At 61.4% G+C, this 16,896-nt stretch carries 16 protein-coding genes; 11 read left to right on the forward strand and 5 right to left on the reverse strand.

What is annotated here, in order from left to right:
• Together RTQ46_RS26365 and RTQ46_RS26370 are read right to left on the reverse strand one after the other, a co-directional pair.
• Positions 1-244 (reverse strand): IS1 family transposase (locus RTQ46_RS26365; RefSeq protein ID WP_312440569.1); only part of this gene is annotated, 244 nt, incomplete at its 3' end.
• Positions 245-528: 284 nt separating this feature from the next.
• Positions 529-2,796 carry a carboxy terminal-processing peptidase gene (locus RTQ46_RS26370; protein ID WP_312440570.1) on the reverse strand — a complete coding sequence of 756 codons (2,268 nt, stop codon included), beginning with the start codon at positions 2,794-2,796 and terminating at the stop codon, positions 529-531.
• A gap of 503 nt (positions 2,797-3,299) precedes the next feature.
• Between RTQ46_RS26370 and RTQ46_RS26375 the strand changes: the two genes are divergently transcribed.
• From RTQ46_RS26375 to RTQ46_RS26385, 3 genes are all read left to right on the forward strand, one after another.
• Positions 3,300-5,270, forward strand: coding sequence for a Cache 3/Cache 2 fusion domain-containing protein (locus RTQ46_RS26375; RefSeq protein ID WP_312440571.1), 1,971 nt, complete (start codon positions 3,300-3,302; stop codon positions 5,268-5,270).
• A 71-nt stretch (positions 5,271-5,341) separates the two neighbouring features.
• Complete coding sequence (locus RTQ46_RS26380; RefSeq protein WP_312440572.1) at positions 5,342-5,614, forward strand: putative signal transducing protein; 273 nt, start codon at positions 5,342-5,344, stop codon at positions 5,612-5,614.
• A gap of 40 nt (positions 5,615-5,654) precedes the next feature.
• Positions 5,655-5,894 carry a hypothetical protein gene (locus RTQ46_RS26385; RefSeq protein ID WP_312440573.1) on the forward strand — a complete coding sequence of 80 codons (240 nt, stop codon included), beginning with the start codon at positions 5,655-5,657 and terminating at the stop codon, positions 5,892-5,894.
• 3 nt (positions 5,895-5,897) lie between these two features.
• Here the strand turns inward: RTQ46_RS26385 and RTQ46_RS26390 are convergent, their stop codons facing one another.
• Positions 5,898-6,446, reverse strand: coding sequence for a thymidine kinase (locus RTQ46_RS26390; protein ID WP_312440574.1), 549 nt, complete (start codon positions 6,444-6,446; stop codon positions 5,898-5,900).
• A gap of 267 nt (positions 6,447-6,713) precedes the next feature.
• On the opposite strand from RTQ46_RS26390, the gene RTQ46_RS26395 reads away from it, so the two are divergent.
• A complete protein-coding gene (locus RTQ46_RS26395) occupies positions 6,714-8,117 on the forward strand; it encodes a cystathionine beta-synthase (RefSeq protein ID WP_312440575.1) in 1,404 nt (467 codons plus the stop codon).
• Complete coding sequence (locus RTQ46_RS26400) at positions 8,114-9,295, forward strand: PLP-dependent aspartate aminotransferase family protein (RefSeq protein ID WP_312440576.1); 1,182 nt, start codon at positions 8,114-8,116, stop codon at positions 9,293-9,295. The genes RTQ46_RS26395 and RTQ46_RS26400 overlap by 4 nt, the downstream gene beginning before the upstream one ends.
• Before the next feature lie 243 nt (positions 9,296-9,538).
• Here the strand turns inward: RTQ46_RS26400 and RTQ46_RS26405 are convergent, their stop codons facing one another.
• Positions 9,539-10,369, reverse strand: a complete 831-nt coding sequence (locus tag RTQ46_RS26405; RefSeq protein ID WP_312440577.1) for a hypothetical protein — start codon at positions 10,367-10,369, stop codon at positions 9,539-9,541.
• A gap of 111 nt (positions 10,370-10,480) precedes the next feature.
• Here RTQ46_RS26405 and RTQ46_RS26410 point away from each other — a divergent pair, with 111 nt between their 5' ends.
• The 3 genes from RTQ46_RS26410 to RTQ46_RS26420 all read left to right on the forward strand — a co-directional run bounded on the left by RTQ46_RS26410 (position 10,481) and on the right by RTQ46_RS26420 (position 11,821).
• On the forward strand, positions 10,481-10,924 hold the full coding sequence (locus RTQ46_RS26410; RefSeq protein ID WP_312440578.1) for a DUF2939 domain-containing protein: 444 nt from the start codon (positions 10,481-10,483) through the stop codon (positions 10,922-10,924).
• Between the two features lie 123 nt (positions 10,925-11,047).
• The gene (locus tag RTQ46_RS26415) at positions 11,048-11,557 is read left to right on the forward strand and encodes a DUF2939 domain-containing protein (protein ID WP_312440579.1); all 510 of its coding nucleotides are present in this window, start codon (positions 11,048-11,050) and stop codon (positions 11,555-11,557) included.
• A gap of 51 nt (positions 11,558-11,608) precedes the next feature.
• Positions 11,609-11,821 (forward strand): hypothetical protein, encoded by a 213-nt coding sequence (locus tag RTQ46_RS26420; RefSeq protein ID WP_312440580.1) that lies wholly within the window; start codon positions 11,609-11,611, stop codon positions 11,819-11,821.
• Between the two features lie 6 nt (positions 11,822-11,827).
• Here RTQ46_RS26420 and RTQ46_RS26425 read toward each other — a convergent pair whose 3' ends face one another.
• Entirely contained in the window at positions 11,828-13,297 is a 1,470-nt protein-coding gene (locus tag RTQ46_RS26425) for an HD domain-containing phosphohydrolase (RefSeq protein ID WP_312440581.1), read from the reverse strand.
• Positions 13,298-13,439: 142 nt separating this feature from the next.
• Here RTQ46_RS26425 and RTQ46_RS26430 point away from each other — a divergent pair, with 142 nt between their 5' ends.
• The 3 genes from RTQ46_RS26430 to RTQ46_RS26440 all read left to right on the forward strand — a co-directional run bounded on the left by RTQ46_RS26430 (position 13,440) and on the right by RTQ46_RS26440 (position 16,814).
• Entirely contained in the window at positions 13,440-13,703 is a 264-nt protein-coding gene (locus RTQ46_RS26430; RefSeq protein WP_312440582.1) for a hypothetical protein, read from the forward strand.
• A gap of 83 nt (positions 13,704-13,786) precedes the next feature.
• Positions 13,787-16,063, forward strand: a complete 2,277-nt coding sequence (locus RTQ46_RS26435) for a TonB-dependent receptor (RefSeq protein ID WP_409518380.1) — start codon at positions 13,787-13,789, stop codon at positions 16,061-16,063.
• 175 nt (positions 16,064-16,238) lie between these two features.
• Positions 16,239-16,814 carry a hypothetical protein gene (locus tag RTQ46_RS26440; protein WP_312440583.1) on the forward strand — a complete coding sequence of 192 codons (576 nt, stop codon included), beginning with the start codon at positions 16,239-16,241 and terminating at the stop codon, positions 16,812-16,814.
• Positions 16,815-16,896: the final 82 nt, after the last annotated feature.

The raw sequence follows: 16,896 nt of genomic DNA on the forward strand, positions 1-16,896 counted from the left end.
CATTGAAGGTCCTGCCGCAGGGCACGCAGCGATAGCGCTGCAAGCCATGGGCATGACCGTGCCGGTGGATATGCGTGGCGCCGCAGGAAGGACAATGCAGGCTGGCCTGCGCCGTCTGCTCGATCAGGGCGATGGCGGCATCCTGCGCCGCACCGTCCTGCAACAGGGCGATGCCGGCCAGCCGCTTCCGCTGCGACAACTGCAAGAATTGCGCGATAAAGGTCTGCCACTGGGCTGGGTGCATGATCGTCCCCTGAAAGGAAATTCCTGATCAGTTAGACCCCAGCAACGTCAGAACGTTTCCACATTTTTTGCTGACATAGTCCAAAAAAAAGCCCGCTACAGGAGCGGGCTGAATCTATTTTCTTGGAGGAGAATAGAGGAGACGAATCAAGTATGCTGCATCGCGGCATATTATTCCAATTGATTGTTTGAATGAGAGAAATAGCCTGAATCCATAACTGCTTCGCGCGGGCAAAAAAAGGGCCGGCTCCTCGCGAAACCGGCCCGTGATCGCGGCAAGAAAACTTACTTGGTGGCCGCTACCGGCGTTGCCCGGGTATCGGCGCCATACGGCAAGACCTTGGCGGCCAGGCGTGTGTCGCCCTTGATCAGCGCCACTTCATCGGCCAGGATGCGCACGGTTTCGTTCAGCAGCACGTCCTTTGCGCTCTTGGCAGCCGATTCCGCATCGAGCTCGGCGCTCAGCGCGCGTTCGTCGCCCTGCAAGCCATCGTCGGTGCGCAAGGCGCCTTTCACGGCCGCGATCTGCTTGGCCGTCTTGGCATTGGCTTTCGCGCCTTTCAGGATATCTTTCGGATCCTGGATCACCACCAGGTCCTCGGCCGGATTCGAAATTTGCGCGATCAGGCGTTTTTCACGCGCCTTGGCGCGCGCTTCCTGGGCATCGCGCTCCTTGCGGCGCACGGTTTCGTTCAGCGACAGCTGGTTATCCTTGCGCTGCTTGACGACCAGCGCGATATCGTCCTGCAGGTACTGGAAGTCCTTGTCCTTGGCCACGCGCGCTTCGTGTTTCTTGTCGAGCAGCGGCACGATTTCCTTCAGGTCGCCGGTCGCCACGAATGGCGCCGGCTTGATCGAGACCCATGGCAAGGCATTGTCATAGCTCGATTCGCCGAAGTTGTCCGTGTCCGACATGGCTGGCAGCTTGATGTCGGGCGTCACGCCGCGCAGCTGCGTGGTGCCGCCGTTGATGCGGAAGAACTGCGCTACCGTCATCTTCAGTTCGCCCAGGCGCGCTTTCTCGCTGCCGCCGAAACGGTCGAGATTGATCAGCGTCTGCACGGTACCCTTGCCGAAGCTGCCTTCGCCGACCACCAGGCCACGCCCGTAGTCCTGGATGGCGGCCGCAAAAATTTCGGACGCCGAGGCGGAACCACGGTTGATCAGCACGCCCATCGGGCCGTCCCACGCCAGGCCGGCATTGGTATCGCTTTCGATTTCAACCTTGCCTTCGGCGCTGCGCTGCATCACCACCGGACCCTTGTCGATGAACAGGCCCGTCAGTTCCACGGCCTCGGTCAGCGAACCGCCACCATTGTTGCGCAGGTCGATCAGCACGTTGTCGACTTTCTCTTTCTTCAGCTCGCCCAGCAGGCGGGTGACGTCGCGCGTGGCGCTCTTGTAGTCCTTGTCGCCACGGCGGCGCGCTTCGAAATCCTGGTAGAAGGTCGGCAAGGCGATCACGCCGATGCGGCGCTTGACGCCGTTTTCGCGCACTTCGATGATCGATTTCTTGGCGGCCTGCTCTTCCATGCTGATTTTCTTGCGCACCAGCGGCAGGATCGTGTGCTTGGCGTCCGGGCCGGCGTCGGCCGGCAGGATGTCCAGGCGCACCACCGAATCCTTGGTGCCGCGGATCAGCTGCACCACATCGTCGATGCGCATGCCCAGCACTTCAGTGATGGGGCCGCTTTCGCCCTGCCCCACGCCGACGATGCGGTCGCCCACTTTCAGCTTGCCCGACAGGCCTGCCGGGCTGCCCGGCACCACTTCGCGCACCACCGTGTATTCGTCGCGCGTCTGCAGCACGGCGCCGATGCCTTCGAGCGACAGGCGCATGGCGATATCGAAGTTTTCCGAGGCGCGTGGGCCCAGGTAGTTGGTATGCGGCTCGATCGACATGGCGTACGCGTTCATGAAGATCTGGAACACGTCCTCATTGTTGAGCTTGCGCGAACGCGTGGTATAGCTTTCATAGCGCTTGTCGAGCGTGTCGCGGATAGCCTTGTCTTCCTTGCCGGCCAGCTTCAGGCGCAGCCAGTCGTTCTTGACGCGCTTGCGCCACAGGTCGCGCACTTCCTCGTCATTCTTCGGCCAGGCGGCTTTTTCGCGGTCCAGCTGATAGCTTTCGTCGGCCGTGAAATCGAATTTGCCCTTCAGCAGTTCGCGCGCGTATGCCATGCGCTCGTCGAAACGCTGCTGGTACAGGTTGTAGATGGCAAACGGCGCGCTCAGGTCTTCGCCGTTGATGGCGTCGTCCAGCCTGGTGCGCAGCGGCGCAAAGCGGTCGATATCGGCCTGCACGAAAAACAGTTTCTCGGCATCGAGCGACTTGAAATAGCGGTCAAAGATTTTTTCCGACATCGCGTCGTCGAGCGGCGTGGCCTTGTAGTGGTAGCGCGACAGCACGCGCGAAGCCCACAGCGCGGCTTGCGTCTGCTGGGCCAGCGGCTTCATGACGGGCGGAGGAGCGGCGCTCTTGTCAGTCTGGGCTGCGCCAGCATGGGCTGACAGGACAAGCGCCAGGGTGACCAGGAATATTTGCTTCTTCATCGGCTTCTCCGAAAATTGGTTAAATCATTTACAGGCGGCGCGCAATCGCTTGCGCCAGCCATTACTGTCACGACTGGTCTGCTGCAATTCTACAGGATACACATGGGGCGTCTCAGAGGGAATATCAGTTTCTCCCCGGAAGCTTAAGCGGGCGTTAAAGACGATGTCGGATTCATTACAAACTGAAACATTCGTAAGCATCTGTCGCCTGCCAGAAGACCAGGAAAGCGCAGAAAACACGCATGGCAAGCTCGCCAATATTTATCACAAGTCATTGTATTTATTGACTTAAATCATTTCAAAAGAAAACAAAGTGTGCTTTGCATGCTATCATCGCACCCTGTTCGCCGGCCTGTCCGCACAGCCACCGGCCAGCCCTACCCCTTATTCAGCGCCACCCGTTACTGCGATTGCTACGCTCGCCCCTGCCTGTTTTGCGACACGCAGGGCGCCTTGCGCGTGCGCGTCGCACTGCCATTTTGACTTTTGAAACCACGATCCTCATGCATAAATTTTCTCTCGATCCCCGCTCCTGGAGCGTTGGCGGCAAGATCACCGTCTTCACCTTTGCGCTCGTCAGCCTGATCCTCGCCAGCCTGACGGCGTGGATCAGCGCCTCCACCTCGCGCGTGCTGGAACAGCGCGCGGAAGCGGCCGTTATCAGCGAACTCGACAGCGTCATGACCACCACCGAAGTGTTTCATACGGCCATGGTCAACGAAGCGGCCAGCTTTGCGCGCCTGTTCGCCGCCGAGTTTCCAGGCCCGTTCACGGTGGATGCCGCCAATATGGTGGCAGTCGCCGGCAAGGCCACGCCGGCGCTGTCGAATGGCGGCAAAGTGCTCAACCTCGATACCGCGCTGGTCGACCGCTACACCACCCAGACCGGCGTGATCGCCACCATTTTCGCGGCCGACGGCGATGAATTCGTGCGCATCAGCACGTCATTGAAGAAACAGGATGGCGAACGCGCGATCGGTACCCAGCTCGACCACAGCCACCCCAGCTATGCGCCGCTGCGCGCCGGCAAAAGCTACGTCGGCATGGCCACCCTGTTCGGCAAGCAGTTCATCACGCAATACGACCCGGTGCGCGATGCCGCCGGCAAGGTGGTGGGCGTGCTGTTCATCGGTCTCGACATCACGAAAAACCTGACCATGCTGAAGGAAAAGATTCGCCAAGTCAAAATTGGCCAGACCGGCTATATCTTTATCGTCGACACGGCGCCCGGTACCAACTATGGCCAGCTGGTATTGCATCCGAACAGCGAAGGCAAGAGCGCGCTCGAGTTCAAGTCCAGCGACGGCCGCCTGTTTATCCAGGACATGCTGGCGCAAAAGAATGGCGCCATCCGCTACACCTGGGCCGCACCGGGCCAGACCGCCGCCACCGCGCGCGAAAAGCAGCTGTTTTACCGTGAATTCAAGGACTGGCGCTGGATCATTGCCGGCGGCACCTTCACCGATGAGATCACGCTCGAAGCGCGCCAGATGCGCAACCAGCTGGCCATTGCCGGCTTTATCGCCCTGCTGCTGTTCGCGGTGCTGCTGTACCTGCTGGTCCGCAGCCTGATCTCGCGTCCGCTGCGCCACGCCGAGGCGGCGGCCGAACAGATCGCCGGCGGCGACCTGACGGTGCACCTGGACACCACCAGCCAGGACGAAATCGGCCGCCTGCTGCGTGCGCTGAACCATATCAGCGACAACCTGTCAAAAGTGGTCGGCCAGGTACGCAGCAGCGCCGGCCAGATCGCCACCGCCTCCGGCGAAATTGCCAGCGGCAACCTGGACCTGTCGAGCCGCACGGAGCAGCAGGCCAGTTCGCTGGAAGAAACCGCCGCGTCGATGGAAGAACTGAGCTCGACCGTGCGCCAGAACGTGGACAATGTGCACCAGGCCAGCAGCCTGGCGCAGACCTCGTCCGACCTAGCCGCACAGGGCGGCGCGGCCGTGGCGCAGGTGACCAGCACCATGGCAGCGATCCGCGCGTCGTCGGGCAAGATCACCGACATTATCGGCGTGATCGACGGCATCGCCTTCCAGACCAATATCCTGGCGCTGAACGCGGCAGTCGAGGCGGCGCGCGCCGGCGAACAGGGCCGCGGCTTTGCGGTGGTCGCCACCGAAGTGCGCACGCTGGCACAGCGCTCGAGCGCGGCGGCGAAAGACATCAAGGACCTGATCGTGGCGTCCACCGGCACGGTGGACCTGGGCCACCAGCAGGTCAGCCAGGCCGGCGCCACCATCGCCGATGTGGTCGACAGCGTGCACAAGGTCAGCGCGCTGATGGCCGAAGTGGCGCAGGCCAGCGAAGAGCAGCGCAGCGGCATCGACCAGGTCAACCAGGCGATCGCCCAGATGGACCAGGTCACGCAGCAGAACGCGGCGCTGGTGGAAGAAGCGGCCGCGGCCGCCGACGCGCTGCAGGAACAGGCGCATAAAATGGAACGCGTGGTGGGCGTGTTCAAGCTGTAAGCGTGTGATCGGCCCGGCAATGCTAAGATGCCGCGACGGCCGCGCATTTGCAGCCCCTACCCGGAGACACCATGCACGACGACTACGTTCTGATTGCCCGCCTGATGATCCCCACCGACGCCCACGTGATCCGCGGCTGCCTGGCCGCCGCGGGCGTCGATGTGCTGCTGACGGACGACCAGCACATGCAGGCCGACATGCTGCTCGCCAACGCCATCGGCGGCGCGCGCGTGCTGGTGCGGGAACACGATGTGGCGCGGGCCAATGAAATTCTTGCCGCGTTCGAGCGCGGCGACCTGGCGTTATCGGACGATGCCGATGTGGGCATGCCGGTCACCGAATAGCAGCCGGAAACCGATCAACAGCAATCCTGGAACTATCCTTATGGCAGCAGGCGGCCCGGGCGACCACCCGTTGAAAGACATCCTTCATTTCAATATGCATGTGTTTGATGATGAATGCGACGCCATCATCAGGGAGCTTTCCGGCCATATGTCGGAAGATGCGATGTACGACAACATCGACTGGTATGCCACTTTCAGCATGAGCGAAGCGCAACTGGCCGATTTCAAGGCCAAGCTTTCGCAAAAATTGACTGCATTAAAAGACAGTCGCGGAAAATAGCATTCAGGAATAGAAGCAGCGCCCGCACGCCTGGCGATACGACTCATTCCCGCCAATACTGATCTGCTCGCCTTCCTTGATGCGGTGGCCCTGCTCGTCGACGCGGATATTCATGGTGGCTTTCTTGCCGCAGGTGCAGATGTTCTTCAACTCTTCGATATCGTCGGCCAGCGCCAGCAGGTAGGCCGAGCCGGGGAACGGTTCGCCCTTGAAATCGGTGCGCAGGCCGTAGCAGATGACGGGCACGCCTTTTACCTGCGCCAGCTGGTGCAGCTGCTGCACTTGCCCGGTGGTGAGAAACTGCGCTTCATCGACCAGCAGGCAGGCAACTTGCGGAATATCAAGCAGGAAGTTGGTGTCGGCGTCGAAAATATCGACTACTCTTTGCGGCCCCAGCCGTGACGTGACGCGGCCGACGCCATAGCGGCTGTCGATCGCGGCGGTGTACAGGCGCACTGTCTGGCCCTGCTCTTCATAGTTGTGCGCGACCTGCAACAAGGCCGTCGACTTGCCCGCGTTCATTGCGGAATACCGGAAATAAAGTTTTGCCACCGCCGCCTGCCCTGTTTCTGTTTTTATCTGAATATCGTCCATCGCGTTTCCGCGAGGCGCCATTATAAGTCCGTTGACAGCGTTGCGACAGCCTGGCGGCAGCCGGTGCATACTGGAGGCGCAAATACTTGTCTTCAATAGATGAAAAATGCATAAGCTAGCATTAAAACATTCGTTCGCAGCGTCCGGGCCCGCGCCTACACTGCGCGGCACGCAAGGCGGCACTGGACACAATCCGGTGCGGCCGTTTCGCTGACAGGAGCCATCATGAATGACCGTACTGACCGCAGCACCCTCTCGCCCTCCCACCCGCCGGCGCTGTTCAAGCTGATCGGCAATACCCCGCTGGTCGAAGTGACCAGGCTCGACACTGGCCCGTGCCAGTTGTTCCTGAAACTCGAATCGCAAAATCCCGGCGGCTCCATCAAGGACCGTATCGGCCTGTCCATCATCGAGGCGGCGGAAGCGGACGGCCGCCTGCAGCCCGGTGGCGTGATCATCGAGGCGACGGCCGGCAATACCGGCATCGGCCTGGCGCTGGTCGGGCGCATCAAGGGCTATCGCGTGATCCTGGTGGTGCCCGACAAGATGTCGACCGAAAAAGTGCTGCACCTCAAAGCCTTGGGCGCCGAAGTGCACACCACGCGCTCGGACGTGGGCAAGGGCCATCCCGAGTACTACCAGGACTATGCGGCGCGCCTGGCGCGCGAACTGCCGGGCGCCTTCTTTGCCGACCAGTTCAACAATCCGGCCAATCCGCTGGCGCACGAAACCACCACCGGCCCCGAGATCTGGGAGCAAAGCGGGCATGACGTGGACGCCATCGTGGTCGGCGTCGGTTCGTCCGGCACGCTGACGGGCCTGACGCGCTACTTCCGCAAGGCACAGCCAAAGCTCGAATTCGTGCTGGCCGACCCGCAGGGCTCGATCCTGACCGAATACATCGAATCGGGCAAAGTATCCGACACCAGCGGCTCATGGGCGGTGGAAGGCATCGGCGAAGACTTCATCCCTTCGATCGCCGACATGGGCAGCGTAAAGAAAGCCTATACCATCAGCGACCAGGAAAGCTTCGACAGCGCGCGCGCCCTGCTGCTGGCTGAAGGCATCCTGGGCGGCTCGTCGACCGGCACGCTGCTGGCCGCCGCCCTCAAATACTGCCGCGAACAGACCGCGCCAAAACGCGTCGTCACGTTTGTCTGCGACACCGGCACGCGCTATCTGTCCAAGGTCTACAACGACGGCTGGATGCGCGACCAGGGACTGCTGCAGCGCGCCGTGTCGGGCGACCTGCGCGACCTGATCGGGCGCCGCTTCGACGAAGGCGACGTGGTCAGCGTGGCGCCCGGCGACACCCTGCTCACGGCTTTCAACCGCATGCGCGCCAGCGACCTGGCGCAATTGCCGGTGATCGATGCGGGCAAGCTGGTCGGCATCCTCGACGAATCGGACCTGCTGCTGCACGTCTCGGGCGACGCCGCGCATTTCGCTGGCCTGGTCGGCGACACCATGACCACCCAGATCGAAACCCTGGCGCCGTCGGCCGGCCTCGCCGCCCTGCGCGCCACGCTGGACCGGGGCCTGACAGCCGTGGTCGCCGACGATGCCTTGTTCTATGGCCTGATCACGCGCTTCGACCTTCTCAACCACTTACGCAGGACTTTATCTTGAGCAAAGAATCCATCCGCAAGAGCCACCTGGCCACGCGCGTCATCCACGCCGGCCAGTCGCCCGACCCCTCGACGGGCGCCATCATGCCGCCGATTTACGCCACCTCCACCTTTGTGCAGGAAAGCCCCGGCGTGCACAAGGGCCTCGACTACGGCCGCTCGCACAACCCCACGCGCTGGGCGCTGGAGCGCTGCGTGGCCGATCTTGAAGGCGGCAGCGCCGCGTTTGCGTTTGCTTCCGGCCTGGCCGCGATCTCGTCGGTGCTGGAACTGCTCGATGCGGGCAGCCATATCGTCGCCGGCGACGATATGTACGGCGGCACGTATCGCCTGTTCGAGCGCGTGCGCCGCCGTTCAGCCGGCCATGAATTCAGCTATGTCGACCTGACGAATCCGGAAAACCTGCTGGCTGCGCTGCGCCCTGAAACGAAAATGGTGTGGGTCGAAACGCCGACCAACCCGATGCTGAAACTGGCGGACCTGCGCGCGATTGCCGACATTTGCCGCGAGCGCGGCATTATCGCCGTGGCCGACAATACCTTTGCCAGCCCGCTGGTGCAGCGCCCGCTGGAGCATGGTTTCGATATCGTGGTGCATTCGACCACCAAATACCTGAACGGCCACTCGGACATTATCGGCGGCATCGCCATCGTCGGCGCCGAAGAACGGCAGGCGGAATGGCGCGAGCAGCTGGGCTTCCTGCAGAACTCGGTGGGGGCGATCGCCGGCCCGTTCGACAGCTTCCTGGCGCTGCGCGGCGTGAAAACGCTGGCGATCCGCATGGAGCGCCATTGCAAGAGCGCGCTGGCACTGGCGCAGTGGCTGGAGCAGCAGAAGGAAGTGAAAAAAGTGTTTTATCCGGGCCTGGCGTCGCATCCGCAGCATGCACTGGCGCAGCGACAGATGGATGGCTTCGGCGGCATTATCTCGATCGAGCTCGATACCGACCTGGCCGGTGCGCGCCGTTTCCTGGAAACCTGCGAGGTGTTTGCACTGGCGGAAAGCCTGGGCGGCGTGGAAAGCCTGATCGAGCACCCTGCCCTGATGACGCATGCCAGCATCCCTGCCGCACAGCGCGCCAGCCTGGGCATCGGCGACGCCCTGATCCGTTTGTCGGTAGGGATCGAGGACCTGGAAGACCTGCGCCACGATTTGCGCACGGCGCTCGACGCGATTTAAGGTGGGATCGTCGGATTACGCGGCTTGCAGCCGCTAATCCGACCTACGCTGCTGCGCCACGATTTGCGCACGGCGTTGGCTGCCATTTGATACGGTGATTGTCGGATTACGCGCTTGCGCGCTAATCCGACCTGCCCGAGCAGCGTAGGTCGGATTAGCGCAGCGTAATCCGACATATTGTTGACATCAATCAGCAGCGCAAGCCGGATGAGGTGGAGCCGCCGCTGTCAAGGCCAACAAACATCACGACCCATCAATCAACGCCGCAATCCGTTGACTCAACTCCACATTTTCCGCCTGCAGCTGTGCCACGCGCTGTTTCATGCTGGCCAGCTCGCCGCGCAGGCGCTCCACTTCGCTCGGCGCCTGCTCTGCCCACGGCTCGCTGCCCGTCTCGGGCGTATCCTGCGACACATGGGGAACCTTGGGCTCGCGCGGCGTGCGCGTGGCGGCGCGCTGTTCGCGGATTTCCTTGGCGGCCTGGCGCAACAGCTTCTTGCCACCGGCCACTGCCGCCACCTGCTCTTCCTGGGGCAGGGACGCGACGGTCGCTGCCGCATTGATCGAGATCGTGCCCGAGCGCACCGCCTCCACCAGCTCCGGCGTGGCCGCCTTCTGGATCTTTTCGATCTGGCTGATCTGGTTGCTGGAGAGGCGCGCCGCCTTGGCCACCTCTTCGCGCGTGCTCATGGCCGGCTTCGGCGCGCTCTCGCCTTCCGGTGCATCGGCATCGCTGGCAAACGCGGGAGTGCGCGCGGCAACGATTTCCTTTTTGCGCAGCGCCAGCACGCCGCGCTGGAAGTCCGACACGCTGCGGCGCGCCAGGTGATTGTCGATCATCCACAGCATCACGTCATCGAGCGACTCGAAGCTGGTGTTCTGGATGGTCCTGAAGTCGATATGGTGCTTGCGGCAGATGGCGTAGCGGTTGTGGCCGTCGATCAGCACGTCGTTCCACAGCACCAGCGCGTCGCGGCAGCCTTCGGCCAGCAGGCTGCGCTCGAGCGCGGCGTATTCGCTGTCGGTCAGCGGATCGACATACGACTGCAGCACCTCGTTGATAATGATAGTCATGGTTGTCCTCAATAGTACGGCGCGATGGGGCGCGCCGGCTCGCATGCTACACCATCTGCCTGGCCTCACCGGGTAAAATCACGGCGGCCCCATCATCCCCACACCCAGACCATGAAAAGAAAGCACGCCGTCGCGGCAATTTTTACCGTCGCCGCCGTCGGCCTCACCTACGTCAGCCCGTATATCGCCATGTACCGCATCAGCATTGCCGCCAAATCGGTGCGCAGCGCCATGCTGGCGCAGCAGGCCGACCTGCCGGCACTGCGCACCAGCGTGGCCAGGCAGCTGCGCGCGGCCGGCGAGGCGGGCAGCAAAGACGACCTGAAGGAGATGGTAGAGACCATCGTCTCGCCGCCGGGGCTGACGGTGCTGATCCTGCATGGCAAGCAGGGAGCCGATGGCGAGCGCCATGATTTTGGCCTGTCCTACCGTTCGTGGAATGAGGTGGTGCTGCGGCGCAAAGGCGCCAGGGAAGCCGCCAGCGCCTTCGTGCTGCGCCGCCGCGGCGTATGGGACTGGCAGCTGGCAGATATCACGCTGCCGGTCGATTTATAGCAATGTCTTCCAGGCAATGCATAACTACAGCCACTTGATCCAGAGCAAAATATTATTGGAAAATCTATATTGACTTAAGGAAATATTATGTAAGATGCCAGCTCTTCATAAGAGAGATTGCAGATGAAAAAAGGTATCTTTTTCGCGATCGTGGCGCTCGCTGCCCTGGCCGGCCTGTTCTATGGCACGCCGTATTTCGCGATGAACCAGATTCGCGCGGCGACGATGACGCAAGATACCGAGGCGCTGGCCACCCATATCGACCGCAGCCGTCTGCGCGACAGCCTCGGCAGCCAGTTGCGTACATTGTTCTCGCAACCGGAAGTGCCAGCTGGCATCAATCCCGCCATTGTCGATCCGCTGCTCGACACCATGCTGATGCCCGACGGTATCGTCGCCCTGATGAAACTGAATGCCCGCTACGAAACGCCGGCAGGCAAGCTCAGCGATATCAGCGGTCGCCAGCGCAACACCCTGCCCGCCTATACATTGCATTACATCGCCTGGGACCGCGTGGTGGTCCAGCGCGCCCATAGCCGCAGCCGCATCGGCGAACTGACGCTGAGCCGTGAAGGCCTGTGGCACTGGAAGCTGACCTCGGTGGCGCTGCCGAAAAACCTGGCCGACGCATGAATTTGACGTACGCTGCTATGATCTGATTTTCAACCTTCCATCGGAGGCAGCATGTCGGATCTGGTACAACAAGCACTGGCCCACGCGGGCAAGACGGCGAGCACGCCGTGGGTAGTAACGCTGGTCAATGGCGAAAAACTGACGGGGCCGATTGCCCCGCTGGGCGAAGGCAGTTACACGATCGGCCTGGGACAGGTCAAATATTTTTCCAGCGACAAGGTCGCCAGCCTCAACGTCTCGGGCGCGGGCGCGTTTCCCATTTAAGCAGGCTTATGCCGCCAGCGGCACGCCAGACGGGACCGGAACCGGGAGCGGCTCCGACATGGGAGTTGCCGGCACCATGGCGGCAGTGGCAACGGTGGCGGTCAGCTCCGGCAGGCGCTCCAGTGCCGCCTTGAGCGCCTCGAAACACTGGGCGTCGATGGCCGTGCCGACCGTCTCGGCCATGATATCGAGCGCCTTCGGGATCGGTATCGGTCCGCGGTAAGGACGGTCGGCCGTGATCGCGTCAAAGATGTCGGCGGTGGTGATGATCCGTGTTTCGAGCGAAATGTCGGCATCTTTCAGGCCGCGCGGATAGCCCTTGCCGTCGAGGCGCTCATGATGGGCAGCCGCCACGATGGCCAGTTCGGCAAACGCGTCGATGCGCGACAGGATTTTTTCCGTGTAGCCGGCATGCTGCTGCACCGCCAGCCATTCGTCGGTGTCGAGCTTGCCTGCCTTGTCGAGCACGCTATTGCTGACCCCGAGCTTGCCCACGTCATGCAGCAAGGCGCCGCGCTTGAGCCAGCGGCGCCGCTCCAGCGTCATGCCCATCGCCTCGGCGATCATGTCGGTGTACAACGCCACCCGCTCGCTGTGGCCGCTCGTGTACGGGCTTTTCGAGTCGACCACCTGGCCAAACGCGGCGGCAATATCGTCGAGGTAATCTTCGTCGACCGGCACCACGCGCGCGGCCGGCTCCAGCGCCGACACGGCGGCGCCGATGTTTTCAGAACGCAGCATGGACCAGAAGTCGCTCGACCCGGCCACCCGCTCGAACGCCGTCACCAGTTGGGGATCGAACCAGCTGCCGGCCCGTTGCCGCACTTCGGCGCGCGCCGCCCGGCTGCCATCGGCCGTATGAAATACATCGATTACCTGTGCCATCAGTGCGATGCGCGAGAACATGGGGATCGCCGCGCCGGCCACTCTGTCCGGCTTGCCCTGTCCATTGAAATGCTCGTCGAGACTGTAGATGCCGGCCGCCACGCTTTCCGGAAAACGCAGCAGGCGCGCAATGTCGGCGCCGCGCTGGCAGCGCGTGGCGATCAGGTCCTGGGCGATTTGCGGCCCGTCGCGCAGTATCGTCATCACGGCGCGGAAGCGCTCGGCCAGCCCCGCTTTCAGGCCGGTGTGCTTGAGCACGAATTTCAATACCTGCGGCAGGCTGTCACCCACTGTCTTGAAATCCTGCTTGAACGCCAGGTCGTCCGTCAGATACAGCTCGCAGATGCGCGCCGCATTGCTGCTGCAGCCGAGGTCTTTCAGCAGCAAGGTGTAATACAAATTCCACAAGTCATCGTCGCTCATGCCGATCTCGCGGCCCACATGCATGCCGATCCAGCAGCAGCGGATGCAATGCCCTTCCGGCTGGCCCTCGGTGATGTCGAGCGCCTGGCTGAGGGCGGCGATCAGTTCGGACAGCTTGATGCTGCTGGCGGGAACCGGCGTGAATGGAGTGAGAGAAGGAATTGACATAGGAGAAATATAATTTCTTTGGTGAAATTATTTCATATTCTACGCCAAGCGATGCGGGTGTGCTGAGTGGCCACTACTTAGCCATGGATGGTCTCTGCGCGGGGCCAGCGCTGCCAGCGAGCGGCTTTCAAGACAGGAGCATGTGGCGCTGCAACAACACGGTGGCGCAGTGTTGGTCATGGCCCACTGTTGTTTTTTCGCTTCGCTGGCGGCCGCGATTTCATCGCCAGAACCCGATCTGGCGGGCTGTCTGGCGCTTGCCGGCATGGCGCGCAGCCGCATCGGCTCCCCACTATGCGCTACCTGCCCGGCAACGACAAATACGAATTTGCTGGCGGATTCAGAGGAATTTGATATGAATTATCTGCGGTCGAAATGGCCTGAATGGCAAAACTTTCCGTGCTAGCATGACTTTCAGTCACCGTTTCACACCAGCATTTCCACCACCCGCAACTAACCACACATAATCGCAGAAACAGGAGCCGTTTGATGATGACACCGCACGCAGCCATGGTACGCCGCACCTTGATCGCCCTGGCAATCACTGCCGCTTTCCCCTTGCAGGCCATGGCGCAGGACACTGCGGCAACAGCTGCCACCGACACGCCTCCCGCCGCCACCGCCGGCCAGCTGGAAACCGTGATCGTCACCGCCCAGCGCCGCGCTGAAAACATCAAGGACGTGCCGATGTCGATCGCCACCCTGAAAGGCGAAAAGCTCGACGTGCTGACGGCCGGCGGCGCCGACATCCGCTTCCTCAACAGCCGCTCGCCCAGCGTTTCGGTTGAATCCGACTACGGCCGCACCTTCCCGCGCTTTTATATCCGCGGCTTGGGCAATACCGACTTCGACCTGAACGCCTCGCAGCCGGTCGGCCTGGTGATGGACGACGTGGTAATGGAAAACGCCATGCTGAAAGGCTTTCCCGTGTTCGACGCCGACCAGGTGGAAGTGCTGCGTGGTCCGCAAGGCACCCTGTTCGGCCGCAACTCGCCGGCCGGCGTGATCAAGTTCGACTCCGCAAAACCTGTCTTCAGGACCGAAGGCTACCTGAGCGGTGGCTTCGGCAAGGATGGCATGAAGAATGTGGAAGGCGCGTTCAACGTGCCCGTCAGCGACACGGTGGCGCTGCGCTTTTCCGGCCAGACCCAGCGCCGCGACGACCGCGTGCACAATCCGCGCGCCACTGGCACGCGCGACTTCGAAGGCTACGAAGACAGCGCCGGCCGCCTGCAGGTGCTGGTCCAGCCGACACGCGACTTCAGCGCCCTGTTCAACGTGCATGCGCGCAACCTCGACGGCACCGCCACCCTGTTTCGCGCCAATATCCTCAAGCAAGGCACGAACGACCTGGTCGACGGCTTCGACTACGACAACTACCCGACCGACGGCATCAACCGCCAGCACCTGAAAACCAAGGGCGGCAGCATGCGCCTGAAATGGGACCTGCCGGGCGTGACCCTGCACTCGATCACCGGCTATGAAAAGCTCGACTTCTTCAGCCGCGCCGACGTCGACGGCGGCTATGGCGCCGTGTATGCGCCGCCGATGGGCCCGGGCTTTATTCCGTTCGTGGTGGAAACGGCCGACGTGATCCCGAACCACAAGCAGATCTCGCAGGAATTCCGCGCCGAATCGAGCGCAAAGGGTCCGCTGCAATGGATCGGCGGCCTGTTCTACTTCAAGGAAGACATCCAGATCGACAGCATCGCGTTTGACAGCGTGGCCCCAGGCAATCCGCAAAGCCCGAACTACGCCACCCAGAACCAGAGTTCAAAATCGTATGCGGCCTTCGGCTCGCTCAACTACACGGTGTCGGACGCGCTGAAACTGCGCGCCGGCGTGCGCTACACGCGCGACGAAAAGGATTTTTCGGCCAAGCGCGTGGAAGCGACCACGGCAGGACCGTTCTACCTGAACGATACCTCGCACAATATCAGCTGGGACCTGAGCGGCACGTATGTGCTGACGCCGTCGACCAACGCCTATGCGCGCGTCGCCACCGGCTACCGCGCGCCGTCGATGCAGGGCCGCCTGAACGGCCTGGCCGACCGTCCGTCGTTTGCCGATTCCGAGAAAGCCTTGTCGGTCGAGGCCGGCATCAAGCAGGATCTGTTCGACAAGCGCGCGCGCCTGAGCCTGGCCGTATTCCAGTACCGGGTGAAAGACAAGCAGTTGACCGCCGGTAGCGGCGCCGTCAACATGAACCAGCTGATCAACGCCGACAAGGCGATCGGCCGCGGCGTGGAACTGGACTTCCAGGCCAACCTCAGCGATGCCTGGAGCATGACCCTGGGCGGCAGCTACAACCACACCGAGATCCAGGACAAGAGCCTGTTCGTGCAAAGCTGCGGCAACGCCAGCAACAATGCCGCCAGCGGCTGTACCGTTACCGATCCGCGCGGCCCGTTTGCCGGCACCGCCTATATCGACGGCAACCCGCTGCCGCGCGCACCGGAATGGCAGGGCAACTTCACGCTGAAATACAGCATCCCGGTTGCCAACGGCGAGTTCTACGCCTACACCGACTGGGCCTACCGCACCAGCTACAACTTCTTCCTGTACGAGGCCAAGGAATACAAGGCCAAGGAATTGCTGGAAGGCGGCCTGCGCGTGGGCTACAAATGGGACCGGTATGAGCTGTCCGCGTATGGCCGCAATATCACCAACCAGGTGCAGGCCCTGGGCGCGATCGACTTCGACAACCTGACCGGCATCGTCAACGAACCGCGCACCTATGGCGTGCAGCTCAAGGCGACGTTCTGACCAGTAATGGTTGTTGAGGTTTACGTTGAATGAAATGCCGCTCGATGCCGCACCGGGCGGCATTTCATTTTTTGAACGATATTTTCAATTTGATCGCAATGCGCCATAATTTCTCGACCATTGCGAGGCTACAGACACTATCTACGCCAAGTTAAACAAATGAAGGTAAACATCAGTGAACCCTGAACAAAAACAGCTCATTTTTACGTTGACCCACTCTTCGCTACTTTCAATAAACAAGCAAGCGCACACTGCAGATATAGCAATGTCTATTCTTATCGCTGAAAGAAGAATATTCATTGATCAGGCAAATGTTATTTTTCCAGAGGTCACACGCTCGGCAGTGACTATTTTTCCGGGAAATATTGGTGTAGTAGTTGGTGCTCAACATCTGAATATTCTTGGCCTGATTTCCGCGGTCTTCACGGCAATTAACGGAATTGCTTCCGGACTTTCCAGCCTGTCGGGCACAGCCGGCCTCATCGCAGGCTTTGCCACCGCATTTGCGAGCTGCAGCGTCGTGTTAACCAAAAAAGAAGTGGCCATCGTCCATGCGCTATGGCGCTGTGGAGATTCAATGGCATTGGCCGAGTTGGTGGAAGCTGTCAATTCTTCACTTCAGGATTCGTTGCTGAAGCTCGATGTGAACGACGCGCTGGCTTTGATCCGTACTCTTATAGAAAAAGGTGCAAAGATTACTATTTCCACTTCCACTCCTACCATGATCACACTAATTGATTTCATCATATGAAACAACCGTACTTGTGATCGTTACAAAGGCTATGTCACCGACAGATGGGGGAACATGCCCAAGGTGGCCCTGAGCAAGCTTT

Origin of the sequence: Janthinobacterium sp. (assembly GCF_031995485.1) — a bacterium.
Lineage (GTDB): Bacteria > Pseudomonadota > Gammaproteobacteria > Burkholderiales > Burkholderiaceae_D > Janthinobacterium.